This window comes from Halopseudomonas sp. SMJS2 (genome assembly GCF_029866945.1).
Taxonomy (GTDB): domain Bacteria; phylum Pseudomonadota; class Gammaproteobacteria; order Pseudomonadales; family Pseudomonadaceae; genus Halopseudomonas; species Halopseudomonas bauzanensis.
In genome coordinates this window covers 167,344-186,892 of sequence record NZ_CP123445.1, presented here as the reverse complement: position 1 = coordinate 186,892, position 19,549 = coordinate 167,344, and the positions used below count along the sequence as shown (strand labels likewise).

The following is a 19,549-nucleotide window of genomic DNA, read 5'->3' as shown; positions in this document are numbered from 1 at the left end:
TTGTCTGCACTGTGCGACTCCCGCTGTGCCATTATCCGCGGCGGCCGCAGCCGCCGCTTGCCCTCAGGCCTGCTCGGGCAAGGTGAAACCATCCACCGACTGCCGCATGCTTTCGGCCAACTGGGCCAGTTCACCAATGCTGCGGGCGGTGGCGGTAGTACCTGCCGAGGTCTGCGAGGTGATCTCCTGGATGACGTTCATCGTGTTGGAGATGTGGCCCGCCGAGGAAGCCTGCTGTCGGGCGGCGTTGGAGATGTTCTGGATCAATGCCGCCAGACTGGTGGATACCTTCTCGATCTCCTCCAGAGCGACACCGGCATCCTGGGTCAAACGCGCACCACTGACCACTTCGGCGGTGGTCTGCTCCATGGAGATAACCGCTTCGTTGGTATCGGTCTGAATGGTCTTCACCAGCGCTTCGATCTGCTTGGTAGCACCCGAGGAGCGTTCCGCCAGGCGCTGTACTTCGTCGGCTACCACCGCGAAGCCACGTCCGGCATCCCCGGCCATGGAAGCCTGGATCGCCGCGTTCAAGGCCAGGATGTTGGTCTGGTCGGCGATGTCGTTGATCAGGCTGACGATGTCACCGATTTCCTGGGACGATTCACCCAGGCGCTTGATTCGCTTGGAGGTGTCCTGGATCTGCTCACGGATGATATCCATACCGGAAATGGTGCTCTGCACTACTTCGTTGCCCTTGTTGGCAATGGCTACCGAACGCTCCGCTACCGCCGCCGATTCTGCAGCGTTGGCCGATACCTGGTCGATGGATACCGCCATCTCGTTGACCGCCGCCGAGGCACCGGCTATTTCCTGAGCCTGGTGTTCAGAGGCTTCGGCCAGATGCATCGCCGTGCCCTGGGTTTCCTGGGCCGCCATGGCCACCTGGGAGGCCGTGTGGTTGATGGTTTCCACCAGCGCGCGAAGCTGGTCAATGGAGAAGTTGATGGAGTCAGCGATAGCCCCGGTGAAATCTTCGGTTACCGTCGCCTCGGCGGTCAGGTCACCATCGGCCAGGTCAGCGATCTCGTCGAGCAGACGCAGAATCGCCGCCTGGTTACGCTCGTTGGTGGCCGCGGTTTCGGCCAGGCGCTGGCGGGTCTCGCGGGTCATCTGCACACCGATCAGCAGAATACTACCCAACGCGACGATGGCCAGCAGGTAACCCAGCAGGGTGTTCAACCAACGGGAATCACTGCGCTGCTCAAAGCCGGCGGACAGATCCGACACGTTATCCAGCAGTACCTGGGAATCGGTGAAGATATCGTTCGCGGCGGTACGTACCTGATACAGCTCAGGAGAAGTAAGCAGGATCTGATCCACCGAATCCGAAACGAAACTGAACAGGTCGGCAATTTCGGTGAGTCGGCTCACGGCATCGGGATCGGTTACCCGACTGATGTCCATGATCTCGTTGCCCTCCAGCATGCCCTGCAGGACGCGACCGAACAGGCTGGCGTCACGGCCAAAACTGTCCGCTGCCAGTACCGCATCGGCGTCACCGGTCAGTACCCGGTTCACCGAGCCGAGAATACGTTCGGCAAGCAGCGACTGACGCTGAGCGATGGAGACCTGCGCGGGGGACGCGCCGCTTTCGATCAGCACATCCACGACGTCTTCATATTCGATCTGCAGCTGCGGCACCGTGTCGGACAATGTCGCGGCTACCTCATGCAGCGACAGAACCGTGTTCTGGCTGTTGAGGATGGCGTCGGCGTTGCTCTTCACCTTGTCCCAGTCGGCCTGGGCCCGCGCCAGCGGTTCCTGCAAGGATGAGGGAGTCGGCGGCAGGCCGGTTTCCTCGCGCCCGTCGGTCAGATAACTCCAGCGCTCCTCGAAGTCGTTGCGCGCCTCCAGCAGCAGGCCGAAGGCCTCCGGCGTACCGGTGGCCGCTTCGGTCGCCGATTTGGAGATCTGCTGGGACAGTACCCGCAGCTCGCCGGAGTGACCGATGTATTCCGTATCGTATGAACTCTGGACGTTCAGATACAGGAAGTTGATGAACAGCAGGATCAATGACAGGATCAGCGCGGCAAACAGGCCACTGATCGTCCGATTGCTGCGCAAGGTCGACAGTATATTGGTATCAAGCTTTTTCATTTTCTGGCCCCTACCTGGCCTACCGCGTGCTTCTTAGAGTCCTGAATTGCATGCCGGGAACCGGCACGCCCCTCCCACGATCAGATCGCCACATCGAGAAACGCCTGGTCGCGCGCCAATGCTCGGAAATTGAATATCAGCGATACCTGCTCCCCGGTATAGGCGCCCACCACAAAGGGCCGGAGCTCCTCAGCGAGGGCCGGCACCGTGGTGGTAAAGCTGCTTACTGGAAAATGCTGCATGCCGAACAGTTCATCGACCAACAGGCCGACAAACAGCTCGTCGCGGTCGAGTACCAGCACCCGGCGTTGTTTACGCGGGATGTTGGACGACGCGCCGAGAAAGTGACTCAGGTCGATGATCGGCAACAGCCGACCGCGCACGTTGGCTACGCCCCGCACCCAGGACTTGACCCGGGGCAGCGCGGTGTAGCGCGGCTCATGAAGGATCTCGCTGACCTCGCCCATGGCCGCGACCATCGGCTGGCCGGCCAGTCGGAAGCCGATGCCACTCCAGGTTTCGGCCACCGCCTGCTGCGCCGGCAAGCCGGCAGCCTGCCGGCGGCAATGGGCCGCCAGCTGCAGCAGAAGATCGAAAGGATGTGTTGTGTCTGACATACCGTCCCTGTTGTCATGTGCCGTGCCGCGCGGCGTCGTCAGGCCTCGAGTACTGCCTTCAACGTCTGCACCAAGGTGGCTTCCTCCACCGGCTTGGTTAGATAGTCCCTGGCGCCCTGGCGCTTGCCCCAGACCCGGTCGGTTTCCTGATCCTTGGTGGTCACGATGATCACTGGAATACCAGTGGTCTCCGGATCCTTGGTCAGTTGACGGGTGGCCTGGAAGCCGTTGAGGCCGGGCATGACGATGTCCATCAATACCGCATCGGGTTTCTCCTGACGGGCCAGCGCTACGCCATCGGCGCCGTTTTCCGCCTTGAGTACCTCGAAGCCGTGTTTCTCCAACATGCCGGTGAGCTTGTACAACTCGGTCGGCGAATCGTCCACTACTAGAATGCGAGCCATTTATCCCCCTGGATAGTCAAATTGGGCCGTCGAGAGCTCAGGCCCCCGCGGATCCGGCCACTTTGGTTTCCGACTGCGGAACGTGGGCCCGGATGGCGCCCAGCAGTTCTTCCTTGCTGAATGGCTTGGTCAGATATTGATCGGAGCCGACGATACGCCCCTTGGCCTTGTCAAACAGCCCGTCCTTGCTGGACAGCATGATCACCGGGGTGGAGCGGAACGCCGAATTGTTCTTGATCAACGCGCAGGTCTGATAGCCATCAAGACGGGGCATCATGATGTCGACAAAGATGATATCGGGGTGATTGTCAGCGATCTTGGCCAGGGCATCAAAGCCGTCAACAGCGGTAATGACGTTACATCCGACCTTTTTCAGCAGCGTTTCCGCAGTGCGCCGAATGGTCTTGCTGTCATCAATCACCATGACTTTCAGGCTCTCGAAATTTTCATCCATAAACACAGCCCTTGTATAAACGTCGGTCAACTGCAAGGTGGTCTGGTTCCCGGCGGAGACCGGCCAATTCCATTTGCGGCTACTTTTAACATAGATTTCCCGGGCAATCCATAAACCCTTCTCGAAGATGAGACATGCGGTGACTTTCATCGCTGCCGGAGCAAAGGGTACACTGCGGCTACTTCCCCATCATGACAGCGACCCTCCAAACATGAGCATCGACATTGGCATCGTCATGGATCCGATCAGCGCGATCCATTACAAGAAGGACAGTTCCCTGGCCATGCTTCTGGCCGCCCAGCAGCGTGGCTGGAACTTGCATTATATGGAGCCCCAGGATCTGTATCTGCAGGATGGCCAGGCCATGGGCTGCAGCCGTCCACTGGAGGTCTTCGCTGATCCGCAGCACTGGTATCAGCTCGGTGATATGCGTCAGGCACCATTGGCCGAACTCGACGTGATCCTGATGCGCAAGGATCCGCCTTTCGATAATGAGTTCCTCTATGCCACGCATATCCTTGAGGCCGCTGAACGGGCCGGCGTGCTGGTGGTGAACCGCCCCGCCAGCCTGCGCGACTGCAACGAGAAACTGTTCGCCACCCAGTTCCCGCAATGCTGCCCGCCCAATACCGTATCGCGTCGGGCCGATGTGCTGCGTGCCTTCATCATCGAGCACAAGGATGTCATCCTCAAGCCGCTGGACGGCATGGGGGGCTCGATGATCTTCCGCGTGCGTCAGGACGACCCCAACATCAGCGTCATCATCGAGACGCTGACCGAACATGGGCAGCAGCAGATCATGGCCCAGCGCTACCTGCCGGAAATCAAGGATGGCGACAAGCGCATCCTGATGCTCAATGGCGAACCGGTACCTTATTGTCTGGCGCGCATTCCCCAGGCCGGCGAGACCCGCGGCAACCTGGCCGCCGGCGGCCGTGGCGAAGCCCGTCCGCTGAGCGACCGGGACCGCTGGATCGCCGCCGAAGTCGGTCCCGAATTGCGTCGTCGCGGGCTGCTGTTCGTCGGCCTGGATGTGATCGGTGATTACCTTACGGAAATCAACGTGACCAGCCCCACCTGCATCCGCGAAATCGATGCAGCCTACGATACGGATATCGGCGGCAAGTTGATGGACATCATCGACCAGCAGCTCGAAGCGCGGCGCAGTGCGTAGACTTTTTCTCATCACCGGGGCAGACTGCGCAGCAGTATGCCCCCTCGTCAGGCTATGGATAGCATGAACACAGCAGCGATGCCGCCTTCAACCACTCGACCGGCTGCCCAGCCGGCCATCGAGCCCCGAGACCGTCTCGGCTTCACCCTGTTCCTGGCGGCCGTGTTGCACGCGCTGATCGTCCTCGGCATCACCTTCGACCTGCCCGACCCGAGCAAACTATCCCGCACGCTGGAAATTACCCTGGCCAGTCAGCCGAGCGAGACCACGCCAGAGGATGCCGATTACCTGGCGCAATTCGATCAGGAAGGCAGCGGCACGCTGGATGACAAGGCCGCACCCAGCACACCGGAAGAAGCGGTATTCCAGGACAGCGAGATCAATCAGGTATCACCAGCCGAACCAGCCGCGCCGCCCCCTGCGCCCAGCGCGCCGGAGAAAGTCGTGACCACCACCGCGCCCGCACCGGACAAGGCCGTGCGCACTCCTCCAAAACCCGATCCGGTGGAGGCGCCGCAGACCATGCAGCGCTTCGACATGTCCCGCCTGTCGGAGGAAATCAGCAGTCTCGAAGCGCAGCTGGCCGAAGAGCGCCAGCTGTATGCCAAGCGGCCACGGGTGCACCGGATCAATGCGGCTTCCACCATGCGCGACAAGGGCGCCTATTACAAGGATGCCTGGCGCCGCAAGGTAGAGCGTATCGGCAACCAGAATTACCCCGCCGAAGCCCGCAGCCAGGGCATCTATGGCAACCTGCGGCTGCTGGTGGCGATCAATCGTGACGGCTCGTTGCGAGATGTGCAGATTCTCGAATCATCCGGCCATGCAGTGCTGGACAATGCCGCCATGCGCATCGTCCGGCTGGCCGCCCCTTACGCCCCCTTCACCGGCGAGCTGATGGACGTCGACGTACTGGAGATCATCCGCACCTGGCGCTTCGAACCGGGCGACCGGATTTCCAGTTTCTGAACCAGCGGGACGGGCATGATGCGTACAACTTCACCGCGTCATGCTCTTGCCCTTCCCGCCCGCGCGCCCAATACTATGGCGCATGACCCAGACCTTACCTACCTATCTCAAACATCACTTCCTGATCGCCATGCCGCACATGGACGACCCGCGTTTCGCTCACACCGTGATCTACCTGTGCGAGCACAACGAGGACGGCGCCATGGGCCTGGTGATCAACCAGCCCAGCGGCCTGAATCTCGGTGATGTGCTGGAGCAGACCGCACCTGAGCTGAGCGTGCCCCGGACCGTCAGCGATCGGGTGGTGTTCAACGGCGGCCCGGTACAATCCGAGCGCGGCTTCGTATTGCATCGCGGCCCACAGCAATGGGAGTCGAGCCTGGATCTCGGCCCACTGCAGCTGACCACCTCGCGGGATATTCTCCTGGACATGAGCAGCGGCAGCGGCCCCGAGGATATCTTCGTCGCCCTGGGCTACACCGGTTGGGAAGCCGGCCAGCTGGACCAGGAACTGGCCGACAACGTCTGGCTGAGCTGCCCCGCCGATTACCAGATTCTCTTCGAGCTGGCAGCCGAGCAGCGCCTGGATGCTGCCGCTCGCCATCTGGGGATCGATCTCAGTCTGCTCACCAGTCAGGCAGGGCACGCCTGATGGGGGCGTCCCTGCAACGTGTGCTCGGTTTCGACTACGGCACCCGCCAGATCGGCGTCGCGGTCGGCCAGACTCTCACCGGCCATGCCAACCCACTCAAGGAACTGCGCGCCCGCGATGGCATTCCCGACTGGGATCAGATCGGCACGCTGCTCAAGGAGTGGCAACCCGATGCACTGATCGTCGGCCTGCCGCTGAACATGGACGGCAGCCCCAGCGAGATGAGCGCCCGTGCGGAGAAATTTGCCCGCCGCCTGCATGGCCGCTTCCAGCTGCCGGTGCACTGCGTGGACGAGCGCCTGTCCACCTTCGAAGCCAAACAAACCCTGCGGGACAGCGGACGCGGTGCACCGGCCAGCTACCGGGACAACCCGGTCGACAGCCTGGCCGCCGCCCTATTACTGGAAACCTGGCTGGCAGGCCAAAAGGAGAACGAATGACTGCATTGCCTGACGTCGGCCCATTGCTGCAACGCATGGGACAGGAACTGACCGCCTGGCTGGACCGCACCCAGCGAACCGACCCCGCCATTGTCGGCATCCATACCGGTGGCGTCTGGATCGCGGAGCAGTTGCGCGATCAATGGTTGCCGAACGCGCCCCTGGGTACGCTGGATATCGCCTTCTATCGGGATGATTTCGCCCAGATCGGCCTGCAACAGGGTGTACGCCCCTCGGAACTGCCGTTCAGCGTGGATGATCGCCATCTGGTGCTGGTGGACGACGTGCTGATGACCGGCCGCACCATCCGCGCCGCGCTCAACGAACTATTCGATTATGGCCGGCCGGCATCCGTGACGCTGGTCACACTAGTGGATATAGAAGCGCGCCAGTTGCCGATCCGCGCCGACATTCTCGGTGCCAGCCTGGCCCTGCCGCCTGGGCAGCGGGTAAAATTAGCCGGCCCGGACCCACTGCACCTGACCCTGATCAACGTCGCCCAGCCATGAGAGCCCAATGAGCCTGAAATCCAGCCAACTGCAACTCAACCAACAGGGCCAGCTGCGCCATTTCCTCGGCATCGACGGCCTGTCCCGCGAACTGCTGACCGAGATCCTGGACACCGCCGACTCCTTCCTCGAAGTCGGCGAGCGCGCCATCAAGAAGGTCCCGCTGCTGCGTGGCAAGACCGTGTGCAACGTGTTCTTCGAGAACTCCACGCGCACCCGCAGCACCTTCGAACTGGCCGCCAAGCGGCTGTCCGCCGACGTGCTCAACCTCGACGTGCAGACCTCCTCCACCAGCAAGGGTGAAACCCTGTACGACACCCTGCGCAACCTGGAGGCCATGGCCGCTGACATGTTCGTGGTGCGTCACGGCGATTCCGGCGCCGCCCACTTCATTGCCCGCAACGTCTGCCCGGATGTCGCCATCATCAATGCCGGCGACGGCAACCATGCCCACCCGACCCAGGCGATGCTCGATATGCTGACCATCCGCCGGCACCGGGCCGGGTTCGAGCAACTGTCGGTGGCCATCGTCGGCGATATCCTGCATTCGCGGGTGGCCCGCTCGAACATGGAAGCGCTGCGCATTCTCGGCTGCCCGGATATCCGCATCATCGCCCCGCGCACCTTGTTGCCGGTGGGCATCGAGCAATACGGCGTGCGGGTGTTCAACGACCTGCGCGTCGGCCTGCGCGATGTGGATGTGGTGATCATGCTGCGTCTGCAGAAGGAACGCATGCAGAGCGGGTTGCTGCCCAGCGAAGGCGAGTTCTACCGCCAGTACGGCCTGACCAGCGACAGCCTGGCGCTGGCCAAGCCGGACGCTCTGGTCATGCACCCCGGCCCGATCAACCGCGGTGTGGAAATCGAATCGGCGGTGGCCGACGGCCCGCAGTCAGTAATCCTCAACCAGGTGACCTACGGCATCGCCGTGCGTATGTCGGTCATGTCCATGGCCATGGCTGGACAGACCACCCAGCGCCAGTCCAGTCAGGGAGGGCAGTGAACATGCGTATCACCATTCAAGGCGCGCGGGTCATCGACCCGGCCAGCCAGTTCGACGCCATCACCGACCTGCATATCGATGCCGGTCAGATCAGCGCTCTGGGCCAGACGCCCGAAGGCTTTGTCGCTGCGCAGACCATCGATGCCCGCGGCCTGATCGCCTGCCCCGGCCTGGTAGACCTGAACGTCAGCCTGCGCGAACCGGGCTTCGGTCGCAAAGGCAGCATTGCCAGCGAAACCCGCGCCGCTGCAGTCGGTGGCGTCACCAGCCTGTGCTGCCCACCCAACAGCCGCCCGGTACTGGATACCCCGGCTGTGGCCGAGCTCATTCTGGATCGCAGCGAGCGCGCCGCCCAGACCCGCGTATTCCCGATCGGCGCCCTGACCAAGGGGCTGGACGGCGAGCATCTGAGCGAACTGGTGGCCCTGCGTGACGCCGGCTGCGTGGCCTTTACCCAGGGCCTGGCCCCGATGAAAAGCAATCGCATCCTGCGCCGCGGGCTGGAATACGCCGCCGGCTTCGACCTGCCGGTCATCTTCACTCCGCTGGACCAGTCGCTGGCCGAGGGCGGTGTCGCCCATGAAGGCCCGACGGCCGCCCGCCTGGGCCTGATCGGGATTCCGGAAAGCGCAGAAACCGTGGCCCTGGCGCGGGATCTGCTGCTGATCGAGCAGACCGGCGTCCGTGCCCACTTCAGTGGCCTGAGCAGCGCCCGCGCCATCGACATGCTGGCCGATGCCCAGGCCCGCGGCCTGCCGGTGACCGCAGACGTGGCCATGTATCAGCTGCTGTTGTGTGATGAAGATCTGGACGGCTATTCCAGTCTGCTGCATGTGATGCCGCCGCTGCGCAGCAGCGCGGACCGACGTGCCCTGCGCCAGGCGGTGCAGAGTGGCGTGATCCAGGCCATCGCCTCGCACCACCAGCCCCACGAGTCGGAAGCCAAACGGGTGCCCTTCGCCGCCTCGGCGCCAGGCATCAGCAGCGTGGAAATCCTGCTGCCACTGGCCTTGACCCTGGTCGCGGATGGTTTACTGGAGTTGCCGGCCCTGCTGGCGCGGCTGACCTGCGGGCCCGCGGGCATCTTCGGCCTGTCGGCCGGGCAGCTCACCGAAGGTGCCAGTGCCGACATCACGCTGTTCAACCCGGCGGTAACCAGCGAAATCGGCCAGCACTGGTTGTCCAAAGGTACCAACTGCCCCTTTATTGGCCAGAGTGCACCGGGGGCAGTCACCCACACCCTGTGCCAGGGGCGGCTGGTGTATCAGGCCTGAGTACAATAACCGGCGGTGTCAGTACCGCCGGTTATCATCCGAGTCTTCCAGTGCCAGGCCGTCTACCGCCTTGCCCATCAGATGCTTGCCATCGGTCTCCGAGCCCAGCTTGATCAGCAGCCGCAGGTCGTTGGCCGAATCGGCGTGAGCCAGTGCATCTTCGTAGGTGATCTCGCCTTGGCTGTACAGTTTGTACAGCGCCTGGTCGAAGGTCTGCATACCCACTTCGTTGGAACGCGCCATCAGCGGCTTGAGCTCATGCACTTCGCCCTTGCGAATCATGTCGGCGGCCAATGGGGTGTTGAGCAACACCTCGATGGCGGCACGGCGACCCTTGCCATCCGGCGTCGGGATCAGCTGCTGGGCGACGATGGCCTTGAGATTGAGTGACAGGTCCATCCACACCTGCTGATGCATCTCGGTGGGGAAGAAGTGGATGATGCGGTCCAGCGCCTGGTTGGCGTTGTTCGCATGCAGCGTGGCCAGACATAGGTGGCCGGTTTCGGCAAAGGCCACCGCATGGTCCATGGTTTCGCGGGTCCGCACCTCACCGATCAGGATCACATCCGGCGCCTGGCGCAGGGTATTCTTCAGCGCCACCTCAAAGGAATCGGTATCGATGCCCACTTCCCGCTGGGTGACGATGCAATTCTGATGCTGGTGAATGAATTCGATCGGGTCTTCGATGGAGATGATGTGTCCGCTGGAGTTCTTGTTGCGATAGCCGATCATCGATGCCAGCGAAGTGGATTTACCGGTACCGGTGGCGCCGACGAAGATCACCAGGCCGCGCTTGGTCATCGACAGCTGCTTGAGGATCTCCGGCAGCCGCAGCTCTTCCATGGTTGGGATATTGACCTCGATCCGGCGCAGCACCATGCCCACCAGGTTGCGCTGGTAGAAGGCACTGACCCGAAAGCGACCGACACCCCGGGCGCTGATCGCAAAGTTGCATTCCTTGTTCTCGGCGAATTCCCGGCGCTGAGCCTCGGACATCACCCCCAGCACGGTTTCCCGGGTCTGTTCCGGTGACAATACAGTCTTGGTCACCGGCAGGATCTTGCCGTGCACTTTCATGCTCGGCGCCACACCAGCGGTGATGAACAGGTCGGAAGCGCCCTTCTCGACCATCAGTCGCAGCAGTTTTTCAAACTCCATAATGCCCTCGTCTCGGGGCGCATCCCGCACCCGCCATTCTGTCTGTCAGAGGCTTTCGCCCGCCTTGGCTTTCTCGCGCGCAGCTTCCCGGGTAACCAAACCGCGGGATACCAGGTTCTTCAGGCACATATCCAGCGTCTGCATGCCGATATTGCCGCCGGTCTGGATCGCCGAATACATCTGCGCCACCTTGTCCTCGCGGATCAGGTTGCGGATCGCCGGGGTGCCGATCATGATTTCGTGGGCTGCCACCCGACCGCCGCCGATCTTCTTCAGCAGGGTCTGGGAGATCACCGCCTGCAATGATTCGGAGAGCATCGAGCGGACCATAGCCTTTTCCTCGCCGGGGAACACGTCGACCACCCGGTCGATGGTCTTGGCCGCCGAGGTGGTGTGCAGGGTGCCGAATACCAGGTGACCAGTCTCTGCCGCAGTCAGCGCCAGGCGGATGGTTTCCAGGTCACGCATCTCACCCACCAGGATGATGTCGGGGTCTTCGCGCAGGGCCGAGCGCAGGGCTTCGGAGAAACCGTGGGTATCGCGGTGCACCTCGCGCTGGTTGACCAGGCACTTCTTTGATTCGTGGACGAATTCGATCGGGTCTTCGATGGTGAGAATGTGCTGGTACTTGTTGCAGTTCAGATGATCGATCATCGCCGCCAGGGTGGTGGACTTGCCCGAGCCGGTCGGTCCGGTGACCAGCACCAGCCCGCGAGGCACATCGGAGATCTTCTTGAACACGTCGCCCATCCCCAGCTCTTCCATGGTCAGCACCTTGGAGGGAATGGTCCGGAACACCGCGCCGGCGCCGCGATTCTGGTTGAAGGCGTTAACCCGGAAGCGGGCCACGCCGGGCACTTCGAAGGAGAAGTCGGTTTCGAGAAATTCCTCGAAATCCTTGCGCTGGCGATCATTCATGATGTCGTAGATCAGCGCATGAACCTGCTTGTGTTCCAGTGCCGGTACGTTGATCCGACGCACATCGCCATCCACTCGAATCATGGGCGGCAATCCGGCCGACAGGTGTAAGTCCGACGCGCCCTGTTTGGCGCTGAAGGCTAACAGCTCGGTTATATCCATAGGGTTCCCCATTGCAACCTGCAAGCATGTAGAATGGCGGGCAGGTCAATTCCATTGGCAAGGTAAATAACGTCCGTAATGTCCACGATAGCAGACAATATTGCAAACGTTCGTGAACGCATTTCGCGTGCAGCGCACACTATTGAGCGCGACCCGCAGAGCATTACCCTGATGGCCGTGAGCAAGACCCGACCAGCCAGCGCAATTCGCGATGCCTGGGCTGCCGGACTGACCCATATCGGTGAAAACTACCTGCAGGAAGCCCTCGACAAGATCGACCAGTTGCAGGACCTGCCGCTGGTTTGGCATTTCATCGGCCCCATCCAGTCGAACAAGACCCGCGCCATCGCCGAACATTTCGACTGGGTGCACAGTGTCGACCGGCTGAAAATCGCCCAGCGGCTGTCAGAGCAGCGCCCGGCACAGTTGCCGCCGCTGAATATCTGCCTGCAGGTCAACATCAGTGGCGAGGCCAGCAAATCCGGCGTCACCCTGGCCGAGCTGCCGCAGTTGGCCAATGCCGTTGCGGCGCTACCGAATCTGCAGCTGCGCGGACTGATGGCCATCCCCGCCCCGGCCAGTGATAGCGCCGGGCGCGCGCGCCGTTGCAGGCTCTGCGTGAAACCATGGCCAGCCTGGACCTGCCGCTGGATACCCTGTCGATGGGTATGAGCGACGACCTCACCGAAGCGGTGCAGGAAGGCGCCACCATTGTCCGCATCGGCAGCGCCCTGTTCGGTGCCCGCGACTATTCCACTCCCCTTTCGAAGGATGATTTCAGATGACCGCTCCGACCATCGGATTCATTGGCGCCGGCAATATGGCCACCAGCCTGATCGGCGGTATGCTGCAGCAGAGCTTCAAGCCCGGCCAGATCCTGGCCAGCGACCGCAATGCCGAGCAGTTGGACAAGCTCAGCCGCCAGTTCGGCATCCAGACCTCAACCGATAACGATCAGTTGGCCCGCGATTGCGATGTGCTGGTGCTGGCGGTCAAGCCGCAGATCATGCAGGCGGTCTGCCGGGCACTGCCGAGCCAGCGCAAGCCTGGCCAGCTGGTGATCTCGATTGCTGCCGGTATCGCCTGCCGCAGTCTGGCCGAATGGCTGGGCGCCGACACCGCCATCATTCGCTGCATGCCCAATACCCCGTCCCTGCGCGGCCAGGGTGTCAGCGGTCTGTTCGCCTCGGCTGCGGTGTCCGCCGAACAGAAACAACTGACCGAGAAGATCATGAACGCGGTGGGCATCAGCCTGTGGCTGGACCAGGAAGAGCAGATCGATGCGGTCACCGCGGTTTCCGGTAGCGGCCCGGCGTACTTCTTCTATCTGATGGAAGCCATGACCAATGCCGGCGAACAGCTCGGGCTGCCCCGCGACATCGCCGAGCGCCTGACCCTGTTCACAGCCCTGGGCGCCGCCGACATGGCCGTGCACAGCGATGTGGATACCGCCGAACTGCGCCGCCGCGTCTGCTCGCCCAACGGCACTACCGAGCAGGCCATCAACAGCTTCAGCCGGGATGACCTGCCCGGCATGGTAGCCCGTGCGATGCAGGCAGCCGCTGCACGCTCCGCCGAACTATCAAAAGAATTCGCCTGAGGAGACATCATGACCGGAATGAACATGGCTGCCATTTATATAGTGCAGACGCTCGGCAGCCTGTATCTGCTGATCGTACTGCTGCGCTTCATCTTGCAGCTGGTGCGCGCCGACTTCTATAACCCCCTCTCGCAGTTCATCGTGCGCGCTACCCAACCGATACTGCGCCCGCTGCGGCGCGTGATTCCGGGCTTCGCCGGAATCGACTTCGCCTCCTTGGTACTGGCGCTGATCGTGCAGCTGGTGGTGATGGCGATCATCATCAAGCTGATGGGCTATGCCCTGCCGGCCATATTGCAGCTGCTGGTCTGGTCGCTGGTAGGCATCACCGCACTGTTCCTGAAGATCTTCTTCTTCGCCCTGATCATCAGCGTGATATTGTCCTGGGTCGCACCGCACAGCCATAACCCTGCCGCAGTGCTGGTGTACCAGCTGTGCGAGCCGGTGCTGGCACCGATCCGCCGGTTCCTGCCGTCCCTGGGCGGGCTGGACCTGTCGCCGATCTTCGCTTTCATCGCGCTGAATCTGCTGGATATGCTGGTAGTAACCAACCTGGCCATGGCCACGGGTATGCCACGAGGGCTCACGCTGGCGCTCTGAGTTCAGCGCTACCAGCTCCACTGATACAGGAAAGTAGAAACACCCATGTCCAGATTCCCTGCTGATTCCGTCGGCCTGGTTTCGCCGCAGCGCCATATCTCTACCGAGCCCCTGGCGCTGGCGTGCGGACGGAGCCTGCCGCAGTACGAGCTGGTCTACGAGACCTATGGCCAGCTGAATGCCAGCCGCAGCAATGCGGTGTTGATTTGCCATGCGCTGTCCGGGCATCACCATGCCGCCGGTTATCACAGCGAAGATGACCGCAAGCCGGGCTGGTGGGATGCCTGCATCGGCCCCGGCAAGGCCATCGATACCAACCGCTTTTTTGTCGTCAGCCTGAACAACCTGGGCGGCTGCCATGGCTCCACCGGCCCGTCCAGTATCGATCCCGAGACCGGCAAGAGCTATGGCGGGCGGTTCCCGATGATCGTGGTCGAGGATTGGGTCAACAGTCAGGCGCGCCTGGCCGATCATCTCGGGGTCCAGTGCTGGGCTGCGGTGGTGGGCGGCAGTCTTGGTGGCATGCAGGCGCTGCAGTGGGCTATCCACTACCCTGATCGGCTGCGCCATTGCGTGGCCATTGCCACCGCCTCCAAGCTGTCGGCGCAGAATATCGCCTTCAATGAGGTAGCGCGGCAGGCGATCATCACCGATCCGGATTTCCATGGTGGCGATTATGCTGCCTTCGGCGTGATCCCCAAGCGCGGCCTCGGCCTGGCGCGGATGGTCGGGCATATCACCTACCTGTCCGATGACGCCATGGGCCAGAAATTCGGCCGCGAACTGCGCAGCGAGCGGCTGAATTACGATATCAGCAGCGTCGAGTTCCAGGTCGAGAGCTATCTGCGCTATCAGGGCCAGGAGTTCTCCGAGCGCTTCGATGCCAACACCTATCTGCTGATGACCAAGGCGCTGGACTATTACGACCCGGCTCGTGCCCATGGCGATGACCTGGCCAAGGCGCTGGCGCCGGTCACCGCTCGCAGCCTGGTGATTTCCTTCAGCACCGACTGGCGCTTCGCCCCGGCGCGCTCGCGGGAGCTGGCCAACGCACTGCTGGCCGCCCGCAAGGACGTCAGCTATCTGGAAATCGACGCCGCCCAGGGCCATGACGCCTTCCTGCTACCGATTCCCCGCTATATCCAGGCATTGAGCAGCTATATGAACCGTATCGAGGTGGACGCATGACCCTGCGCGCAGATCTGCAGATCATCCAGAACTGGATCCAGCCCGGCAGCCGGGTACTGGACCTCGGCTGTGGTGAGGGCGAGCTGCTGCACTATTTGCAGGACAACCGGCAGGTGCGTGGCTACGGCCTGGAAATCGACCCGGACAACATCAATGCCTGCATCGGCAAGGGCGTGAATGTCATCGAGAAAGACCTCGACCAGGACCTGGACAATTTCGAGGACCACAGCTTCGATACCGTGGTCATGACCCAGGCCCTGCAGGCGGTGCACTACCCCGACCGCATCCTCGAGGACATGCTGCGCATCGGCCGCGAGGCAATCCTCACCTTCCCCAACTTCGGTCATTGGCGCTGCCGCCTGTACCTGGGGACCAAGGGTCGCATGCCGGTATCCGAGTTCATGCCGTACACTTGGTACAACACACCCAACATCCACTTCTGCACCTTCAAGGACTTCGAGAAGCTGTGTCACGAGCGCTCGGTACGCATCCTTGATCGTCTGGTGGTGGATCAGACCCATCGCAGCAGCATGTTGAGCGCCATGTGGCCCAACCTGCTCGGCGAGGTCGCCATTTACCGTGTCACCCGCTGACAAGGAGACTTCATGAAACGCATCCTGTTCGCCGGCCTGCTGATGCTCGCCGCCGCCACCGCCGCCGCCCAGTCGGGCCCAGCGCAGAGCCCGCAGCGCTTCGGCGACCTGCTGATCTATCACAACACCTTCAACAGCTCCTATCTGCAGCCTGAGATCGCCGCCGCTGCCGGTCTGCAGCGCGGCCCCCGGCAAGGCGTAGTGAATATCGCCGTGCAGCGCAACGGTGCCGATGGGCCTGAGGCGGTGGACGCCCGGGTCGAAGGCTCGGTGAAGAACTTGCTGCAGCAGACCACCCCGCTCAAGTTCATGCGTATTCAGGAGCAGGACGCCGTCTACTTCGTTGCCAACTACAGCGCTGGCCAACGCGGGTTGTTGCAGTTCGAGGTGCGCGTACAGGCCGAGGAAGGCGCGCCGGTGCATACCCTGCGTTTCCAGCAGGAGTTCCATCCCGATGAGTGAGGTCACTTTCAGCCGGCTGGTGCTGGCCAGCAACAATGCCGGCAAGCTCAAGGAGCTGCAGGCCATGCTTGGCGCGCATATCGAGGTGTTGCCGCAGAGCCAGTTCATCAGTGAGGAAGCCGAAGAAACCGGCCTGAGCTTCATCGAGAACGCCATTATCAAGGCCCGCCATGCCGCCCGCGCTTCCGGTCTGCCCGCGCTGGCTGACGACTCCGGGCTGGCAGTGGATGCGCTGGGCGGCGCACCGGGCATCTACTCGGCCCGCTATGCCGACGGCCAGGGCGATGCTGCGAACAATGCCAAACTGCTGGACGCGCTGAAGAACGTACCGGATGACCAGCGCGGCGCGCGTTTTATCTGCGCGCTGGCACTGGTGCGCCATGCCGACGACCCGGTGCCGATCATCTGCGAAGGCGCCTGGGAAGGCCGCATTCTGCATGCCGCCAAGGGCGAACACGGCTTCGGCTACGACCCACTGTTCCTGGTGCCGGAACTGGGCGTCTCCAGCGCCGAACTGCCCGCCGAACAGAAGAACCAGCTGAGCCACCGCGCCCGGGCAATGGTGCTGCTGCGTCAACGGTTGGGGCTGGCGTGATTTCACTGCCGCCGCTGGCTGCGTACGTCCACATCCCCTGGTGCGTGCGCAAGTGCCCGTACTGCGATTTCAACTCGCACACCCACCAGGGCGGCCTGCCGGAAGACGCCTATATCGATGCGCTGATCGCCGATCTGGAGCAGGATCTGCCGGACACCGGCGGGCGCGAACTGGTATCGATCTTCTTCGGCGGCGGTACGCCAAGCCTGTTCTCCGCCGCCAGCCTTGGCCGGCTGCTGGAAGCCATGCAGCAACGGCTGCGCTTTGCCGATGATATCGAGATCACCCTGGAGGCCAACCCGGGCACCTTCGAGCAGGCCAAGTTCCACGATTACCGCGCCGCCGGGATCAACCGCCTGTCCATCGGCATCCAGAGCTTCAATCCAACGCATCTCAAGGCGCTGGGCCGCATCCATGACGACCGCGAGGCGCTGGCGGCGGTCGATATGGCCCGCCGCGCCGGCTTCGACAATCTCAATCTGGACTTGATGCATGGGCTGCCGCAGCAAACCCTGGCGCAGGCACTGGCTGATATCGAGCAAGCCATTGCATTGGGGCCAGAACACCTGTCCTGGTATCAGCTGACGCTCGAACCCAACACCGTGTTCTACTCCAGGCCGCCGACCCTGCCGGAAGATGATGTGCTGTGGGATATCCAGGAAGCCGGGCAGACTCGACTGGCCGAGACCGGCTACGCCCAGTATGAAATCTCCGCCTACGCACGGGATAACCGCCGCGCCCGGCACAACCTCAATTACTGGCAGTACGGTGATTTCCTTGGCATCGGCGCCGGCGCCCATGGCAAATTCACCCATGCCGATGGCCGCATCGAGCGCTACTGGAAGACCCGCCAGCCGAAGGATTATCTGAATTCAGACAAGGCTTATCGCGCCGGCAACAAGATCCTCAGCGCTGCAGAGATTCCCTTCGACTTCCTGATGAATGCCCTGCGCCTGGTCGATGGCGTGCCCAGCGCCTCGTATCCAGAGCGCACCGGCCAGCCCCTCGCCGATATCGCTCCGCTGCTGGATCGCGCCGTGGAACGCGGCCTGCTGGAGCCGTGGCAGCAACACCTGCGCCCCACCGCGCAAGGCCGACTGTTCCTCAACGATTTGCTGGAAATGTTTCTCTAGGGCCTGCGCCAACCTCATCCGCCCGCGAACCACGACCATCGCGGGTGGCACTGATCCGGGGTGTAGCACCCCGGTCGGCGTTCGGAGTACGCCATGCGGCATCGCGGTCCCGGCCATAGGCAAGTATTCACAACCTCCAATGTGTCCCGCCTACGCTTGCCGCCTCGCGCCCATGCTCCTACAGTGGTTGCTCATCAAACCATTGTCCGCGACCACGAGGTGCCCATGTCATCCTTCAGCTTCGCCACCACCGCCCGCATCCTCTGCGAAACCGGCGCCGCCAGCCGCCTTGCGCAACTGTGCCGGGAGCGGGACGCGCAGCGGGTATTGATCGTTACCGACCCCGGCATCACCCAACTGGGCCTGCTGGGCGATGTGCTGCCAGGCTTCGCCGATACCGGCATGAGCGTGGAGGTGTTCGATCAGGTAGTGGCCGATCCGCCGGAGGAAGTGGTTTTCGCCGCCGTGCACCAGGCGCAGGCGATGAATGCGCAACTGATCATCGGTTTTGGTGGCGGCAGCTCGATGGACGTGGCCAAGCTGGTCGCCCTGCTGGCCCATCCGCATACTTCCCAAAGCCTGAACGAGATCTATGGTGTGGATAACGCACGGGGTCAGCGACTACCGCTGATCCAGGTACCGACCACCGCGGGTACCGGCTCGGAGGTCACTCAGATTGCCATTATCACTACCGGCGAAACCACCAAATCCGGGGTAGTCTCGCCGCTGCTGCTGCCGGATCTGGCAGTGCTGGATGCCGAACTGACTCTCGGACTGCCGCCGGCGGTTACCGCCGCCACCGGCATTGACGCCATGGTGCATGCCATCGAGGCCTATACCAGCAAGCTGAAGAAGAATCCGCTGTCCGACATGTTGGCGCGCAAAGCCCTGCGCCTGCTGGCGAATAACCTGGACGAGGCGGTGCACAACGGTAGCAATCGTGACGCCCGTCAGGCCATGATGCTGGGCTCGTTGTTGGCCGGCCAAGCCTTTGCCAATGCCCCGGTGGCCGCAGTGCATGCGCTGGCCTATCCGCTGGGCGGGCATTTCCATATTCCCCATGGCCTATCCAATGCTCTGGTGCTGCCCAGCGTGGTTGCCTTCAATGCTCCCGCGACCGAGTCCCTGTACGCCGAACTGGCGCCGCTGCTGGTGCCGGATTGCCAGCCGGGTGACGCCGCGAGCCTGACCGACCAGTTGATTACCGCCCTCTCGCAGCTCAGCCCCCGCTGCAACCTGCCCAGCCGGCTGCGTGATGCCGGCGTGCCGGAAAGCAGCCTGGAGCTGCTGGCCAGCGAGGCGATGCTGCAGCAGCGGTTGCTGGTGAACAACCCGCGCGAGGTCACCGAGGCGGATGCCCTGGCGATCTATCGGCAGGCGTATTGATTAAACGCATTAGCGGGGGTTTCTGGGAGCGTGCGCTGGCTACTCCGCGCATCGAGCTGGTGCTCGACGCACCCAGTACCCGCGTGCGTGACATCAACCCCACTAGCCGGGATGGAACCCGGCCGGGCCGCGACCGGCCCTCCATTTAATCGAGACAC

Annotated in this window: 22 protein-coding genes and 1 pseudogene; 17 read left to right on the top strand and 6 right to left on the bottom strand. The window is 62.6% G+C overall.

Translation table 11 applies throughout. The features are described 5' to 3' along the window. Positions 1–63: 63 nt before the first annotated feature. The 4 genes from QAO71_RS00870 to pilG all read right to left on the bottom strand — a co-directional run bounded on the left by QAO71_RS00870 (position 64) and on the right by pilG (position 3,575). A complete protein-coding gene (locus QAO71_RS00870) occupies positions 64–2,100 on the bottom strand; it encodes a methyl-accepting chemotaxis protein (protein WP_136868475.1) in 2,037 nt (678 codons plus the stop codon). Between the two features lie 80 nt (positions 2,101–2,180). Then, complete coding sequence (locus QAO71_RS00865; RefSeq protein WP_036991387.1) at positions 2,181–2,717, bottom strand: chemotaxis protein CheW; 537 nt, start codon at positions 2,715–2,717, stop codon at positions 2,181–2,183. Positions 2,718–2,755: 38 nt separating this feature from the next. Then, the gene (gene pilH, locus QAO71_RS00860; protein ID WP_036991389.1) at positions 2,756–3,121 is read right to left on the bottom strand and encodes a twitching motility response regulator PilH; all 366 of its coding nucleotides are present in this window, start codon (positions 3,119–3,121) and stop codon (positions 2,756–2,758) included. Between the two features lie 37 nt (positions 3,122–3,158). Continuing rightward, a complete protein-coding gene (gene pilG, locus QAO71_RS00855) occupies positions 3,159–3,575 on the bottom strand; it encodes a twitching motility response regulator PilG (protein ID WP_036992025.1) in 417 nt (138 codons plus the stop codon). Positions 3,576–3,786: 211 nt separating this feature from the next. Between pilG and gshB the strand changes: the two genes are divergently transcribed. The 7 genes from gshB (at position 3,787) to QAO71_RS00820 (ending at position 9,596) form a co-directional block, all read left to right on the top strand. After that, positions 3,787–4,749 (top strand): glutathione synthase, encoded by a 963-nt coding sequence (gshB, locus tag QAO71_RS00850; protein ID WP_036991390.1) that lies wholly within the window; start codon positions 3,787–3,789, stop codon positions 4,747–4,749. Positions 4,750–4,812: 63 nt separating this feature from the next. Beyond that, positions 4,813–5,718 carry an energy transducer TonB gene (locus tag QAO71_RS00845; protein ID WP_036992026.1) on the top strand — a complete coding sequence of 302 codons (906 nt, stop codon included), beginning with the start codon at positions 4,813–4,815 and terminating at the stop codon, positions 5,716–5,718. 82 nt (positions 5,719–5,800) lie between these two features. Next, entirely contained in the window at positions 5,801–6,370 is a 570-nt protein-coding gene (locus QAO71_RS00840; protein WP_036991392.1) for a YqgE/AlgH family protein, read from the top strand. Then, positions 6,370–6,810 carry a Holliday junction resolvase RuvX gene (gene ruvX, locus QAO71_RS00835; RefSeq protein WP_136868477.1) on the top strand — a complete coding sequence of 147 codons (441 nt, stop codon included), beginning with the start codon at positions 6,370–6,372 and terminating at the stop codon, positions 6,808–6,810. The genes QAO71_RS00840 and ruvX overlap by 1 nt, the downstream gene beginning before the upstream one ends. Next, positions 6,807–7,319, top strand: coding sequence for a bifunctional pyr operon transcriptional regulator/uracil phosphoribosyltransferase PyrR (pyrR, locus tag QAO71_RS00830; protein WP_036991395.1), 513 nt, complete (start codon positions 6,807–6,809; stop codon positions 7,317–7,319). The genes ruvX and pyrR overlap by 4 nt, the downstream gene beginning before the upstream one ends. A gap of 7 nt (positions 7,320–7,326) precedes the next feature. Beyond that, positions 7,327–8,322 carry an aspartate carbamoyltransferase catalytic subunit gene (locus QAO71_RS00825; RefSeq protein WP_280165038.1) on the top strand — a complete coding sequence of 332 codons (996 nt, stop codon included), beginning with the start codon at positions 7,327–7,329 and terminating at the stop codon, positions 8,320–8,322. 2 nt (positions 8,323–8,324) lie between these two features. Then, the gene (locus QAO71_RS00820) at positions 8,325–9,596 is read left to right on the top strand and encodes a dihydroorotase (protein WP_280165037.1); all 1,272 of its coding nucleotides are present in this window, start codon (positions 8,325–8,327) and stop codon (positions 9,594–9,596) included. A gap of 18 nt (positions 9,597–9,614) precedes the next feature. Here the strand turns inward: QAO71_RS00820 and QAO71_RS00815 are convergent, their stop codons facing one another. Further along, the gene (locus tag QAO71_RS00815) at positions 9,615–10,754 is read right to left on the bottom strand and encodes a PilT/PilU family type 4a pilus ATPase (protein WP_036991400.1); all 1,140 of its coding nucleotides are present in this window, start codon (positions 10,752–10,754) and stop codon (positions 9,615–9,617) included. A gap of 45 nt (positions 10,755–10,799) precedes the next feature. Beyond that, a complete protein-coding gene (locus tag QAO71_RS00810) occupies positions 10,800–11,834 on the bottom strand; it encodes a type IV pilus twitching motility protein PilT (protein ID WP_036991401.1) in 1,035 nt (344 codons plus the stop codon). Between the two features lie 78 nt (positions 11,835–11,912). Between QAO71_RS00810 and QAO71_RS00805 the strand changes: the two are divergent. The 10 genes and pseudogenes from QAO71_RS00805 to QAO71_RS00760 all read left to right on the top strand — a co-directional run bounded on the left by QAO71_RS00805 (position 11,913) and on the right by QAO71_RS00760 (position 19,540). Next, positions 11,913–12,619 (top strand): annotated as a pseudogene (locus tag QAO71_RS00805) (YggS family pyridoxal phosphate-dependent enzyme). Next, positions 12,616–13,434: a pyrroline-5-carboxylate reductase gene (proC, locus tag QAO71_RS00800; RefSeq protein ID WP_036991405.1), complete on the top strand. Its 819-nt coding sequence runs from the start codon at positions 12,616–12,618 to the stop codon at positions 13,432–13,434. The pseudogene QAO71_RS00805 and the gene proC overlap by 4 nt, the downstream one beginning before the upstream one ends. Before the next feature lie 9 nt (positions 13,435–13,443). After that, positions 13,444–14,034, top strand: coding sequence for a YggT family protein (locus QAO71_RS00795; RefSeq protein WP_036991406.1), 591 nt, complete (start codon positions 13,444–13,446; stop codon positions 14,032–14,034). Between the two features lie 45 nt (positions 14,035–14,079). Beyond that, positions 14,080–15,222 (top strand): homoserine O-acetyltransferase, encoded by a 1,143-nt coding sequence (locus QAO71_RS00790; protein ID WP_036991407.1) that lies wholly within the window; start codon positions 14,080–14,082, stop codon positions 15,220–15,222. Positions 15,223–15,224: 2 nt separating this feature from the next. Then, positions 15,225–15,815: a methionine biosynthesis protein MetW gene (gene metW, locus QAO71_RS00785; protein ID WP_036992029.1), complete on the top strand. Its 591-nt coding sequence runs from the start codon at positions 15,225–15,227 to the stop codon at positions 15,813–15,815. Between the two features lie 12 nt (positions 15,816–15,827). After that, on the top strand, positions 15,828–16,277 hold the full coding sequence (locus QAO71_RS00780) for a DUF4426 domain-containing protein (RefSeq protein ID WP_074779176.1): 450 nt from the start codon (positions 15,828–15,830) through the stop codon (positions 16,275–16,277). Then, the gene (rdgB, locus tag QAO71_RS00775; protein ID WP_036991409.1) at positions 16,270–16,872 is read left to right on the top strand and encodes an RdgB/HAM1 family non-canonical purine NTP pyrophosphatase; all 603 of its coding nucleotides are present in this window, start codon (positions 16,270–16,272) and stop codon (positions 16,870–16,872) included. Before QAO71_RS00780 ends, rdgB begins: the two co-directional genes overlap by 8 nt. After that, positions 16,869–18,005: a radical SAM family heme chaperone HemW gene (hemW, locus tag QAO71_RS00770; RefSeq protein ID WP_280165036.1), complete on the top strand. Its 1,137-nt coding sequence runs from the start codon at positions 16,869–16,871 to the stop codon at positions 18,003–18,005. Before rdgB ends, hemW begins: the two co-directional genes overlap by 4 nt. A 225-nt stretch (positions 18,006–18,230) precedes the next feature. Then, entirely contained in the window at positions 18,231–19,391 is a 1,161-nt protein-coding gene (locus QAO71_RS00765) for an iron-containing alcohol dehydrogenase (RefSeq protein WP_074779172.1), read from the top strand. After that, entirely contained in the window at positions 19,388–19,540 is a 153-nt protein-coding gene (locus tag QAO71_RS00760; RefSeq protein WP_280165035.1) for a hypothetical protein, read from the top strand. The genes QAO71_RS00765 and QAO71_RS00760 overlap by 4 nt, the downstream gene beginning before the upstream one ends. Positions 19,541–19,549 lie beyond the last annotated feature (9 nt).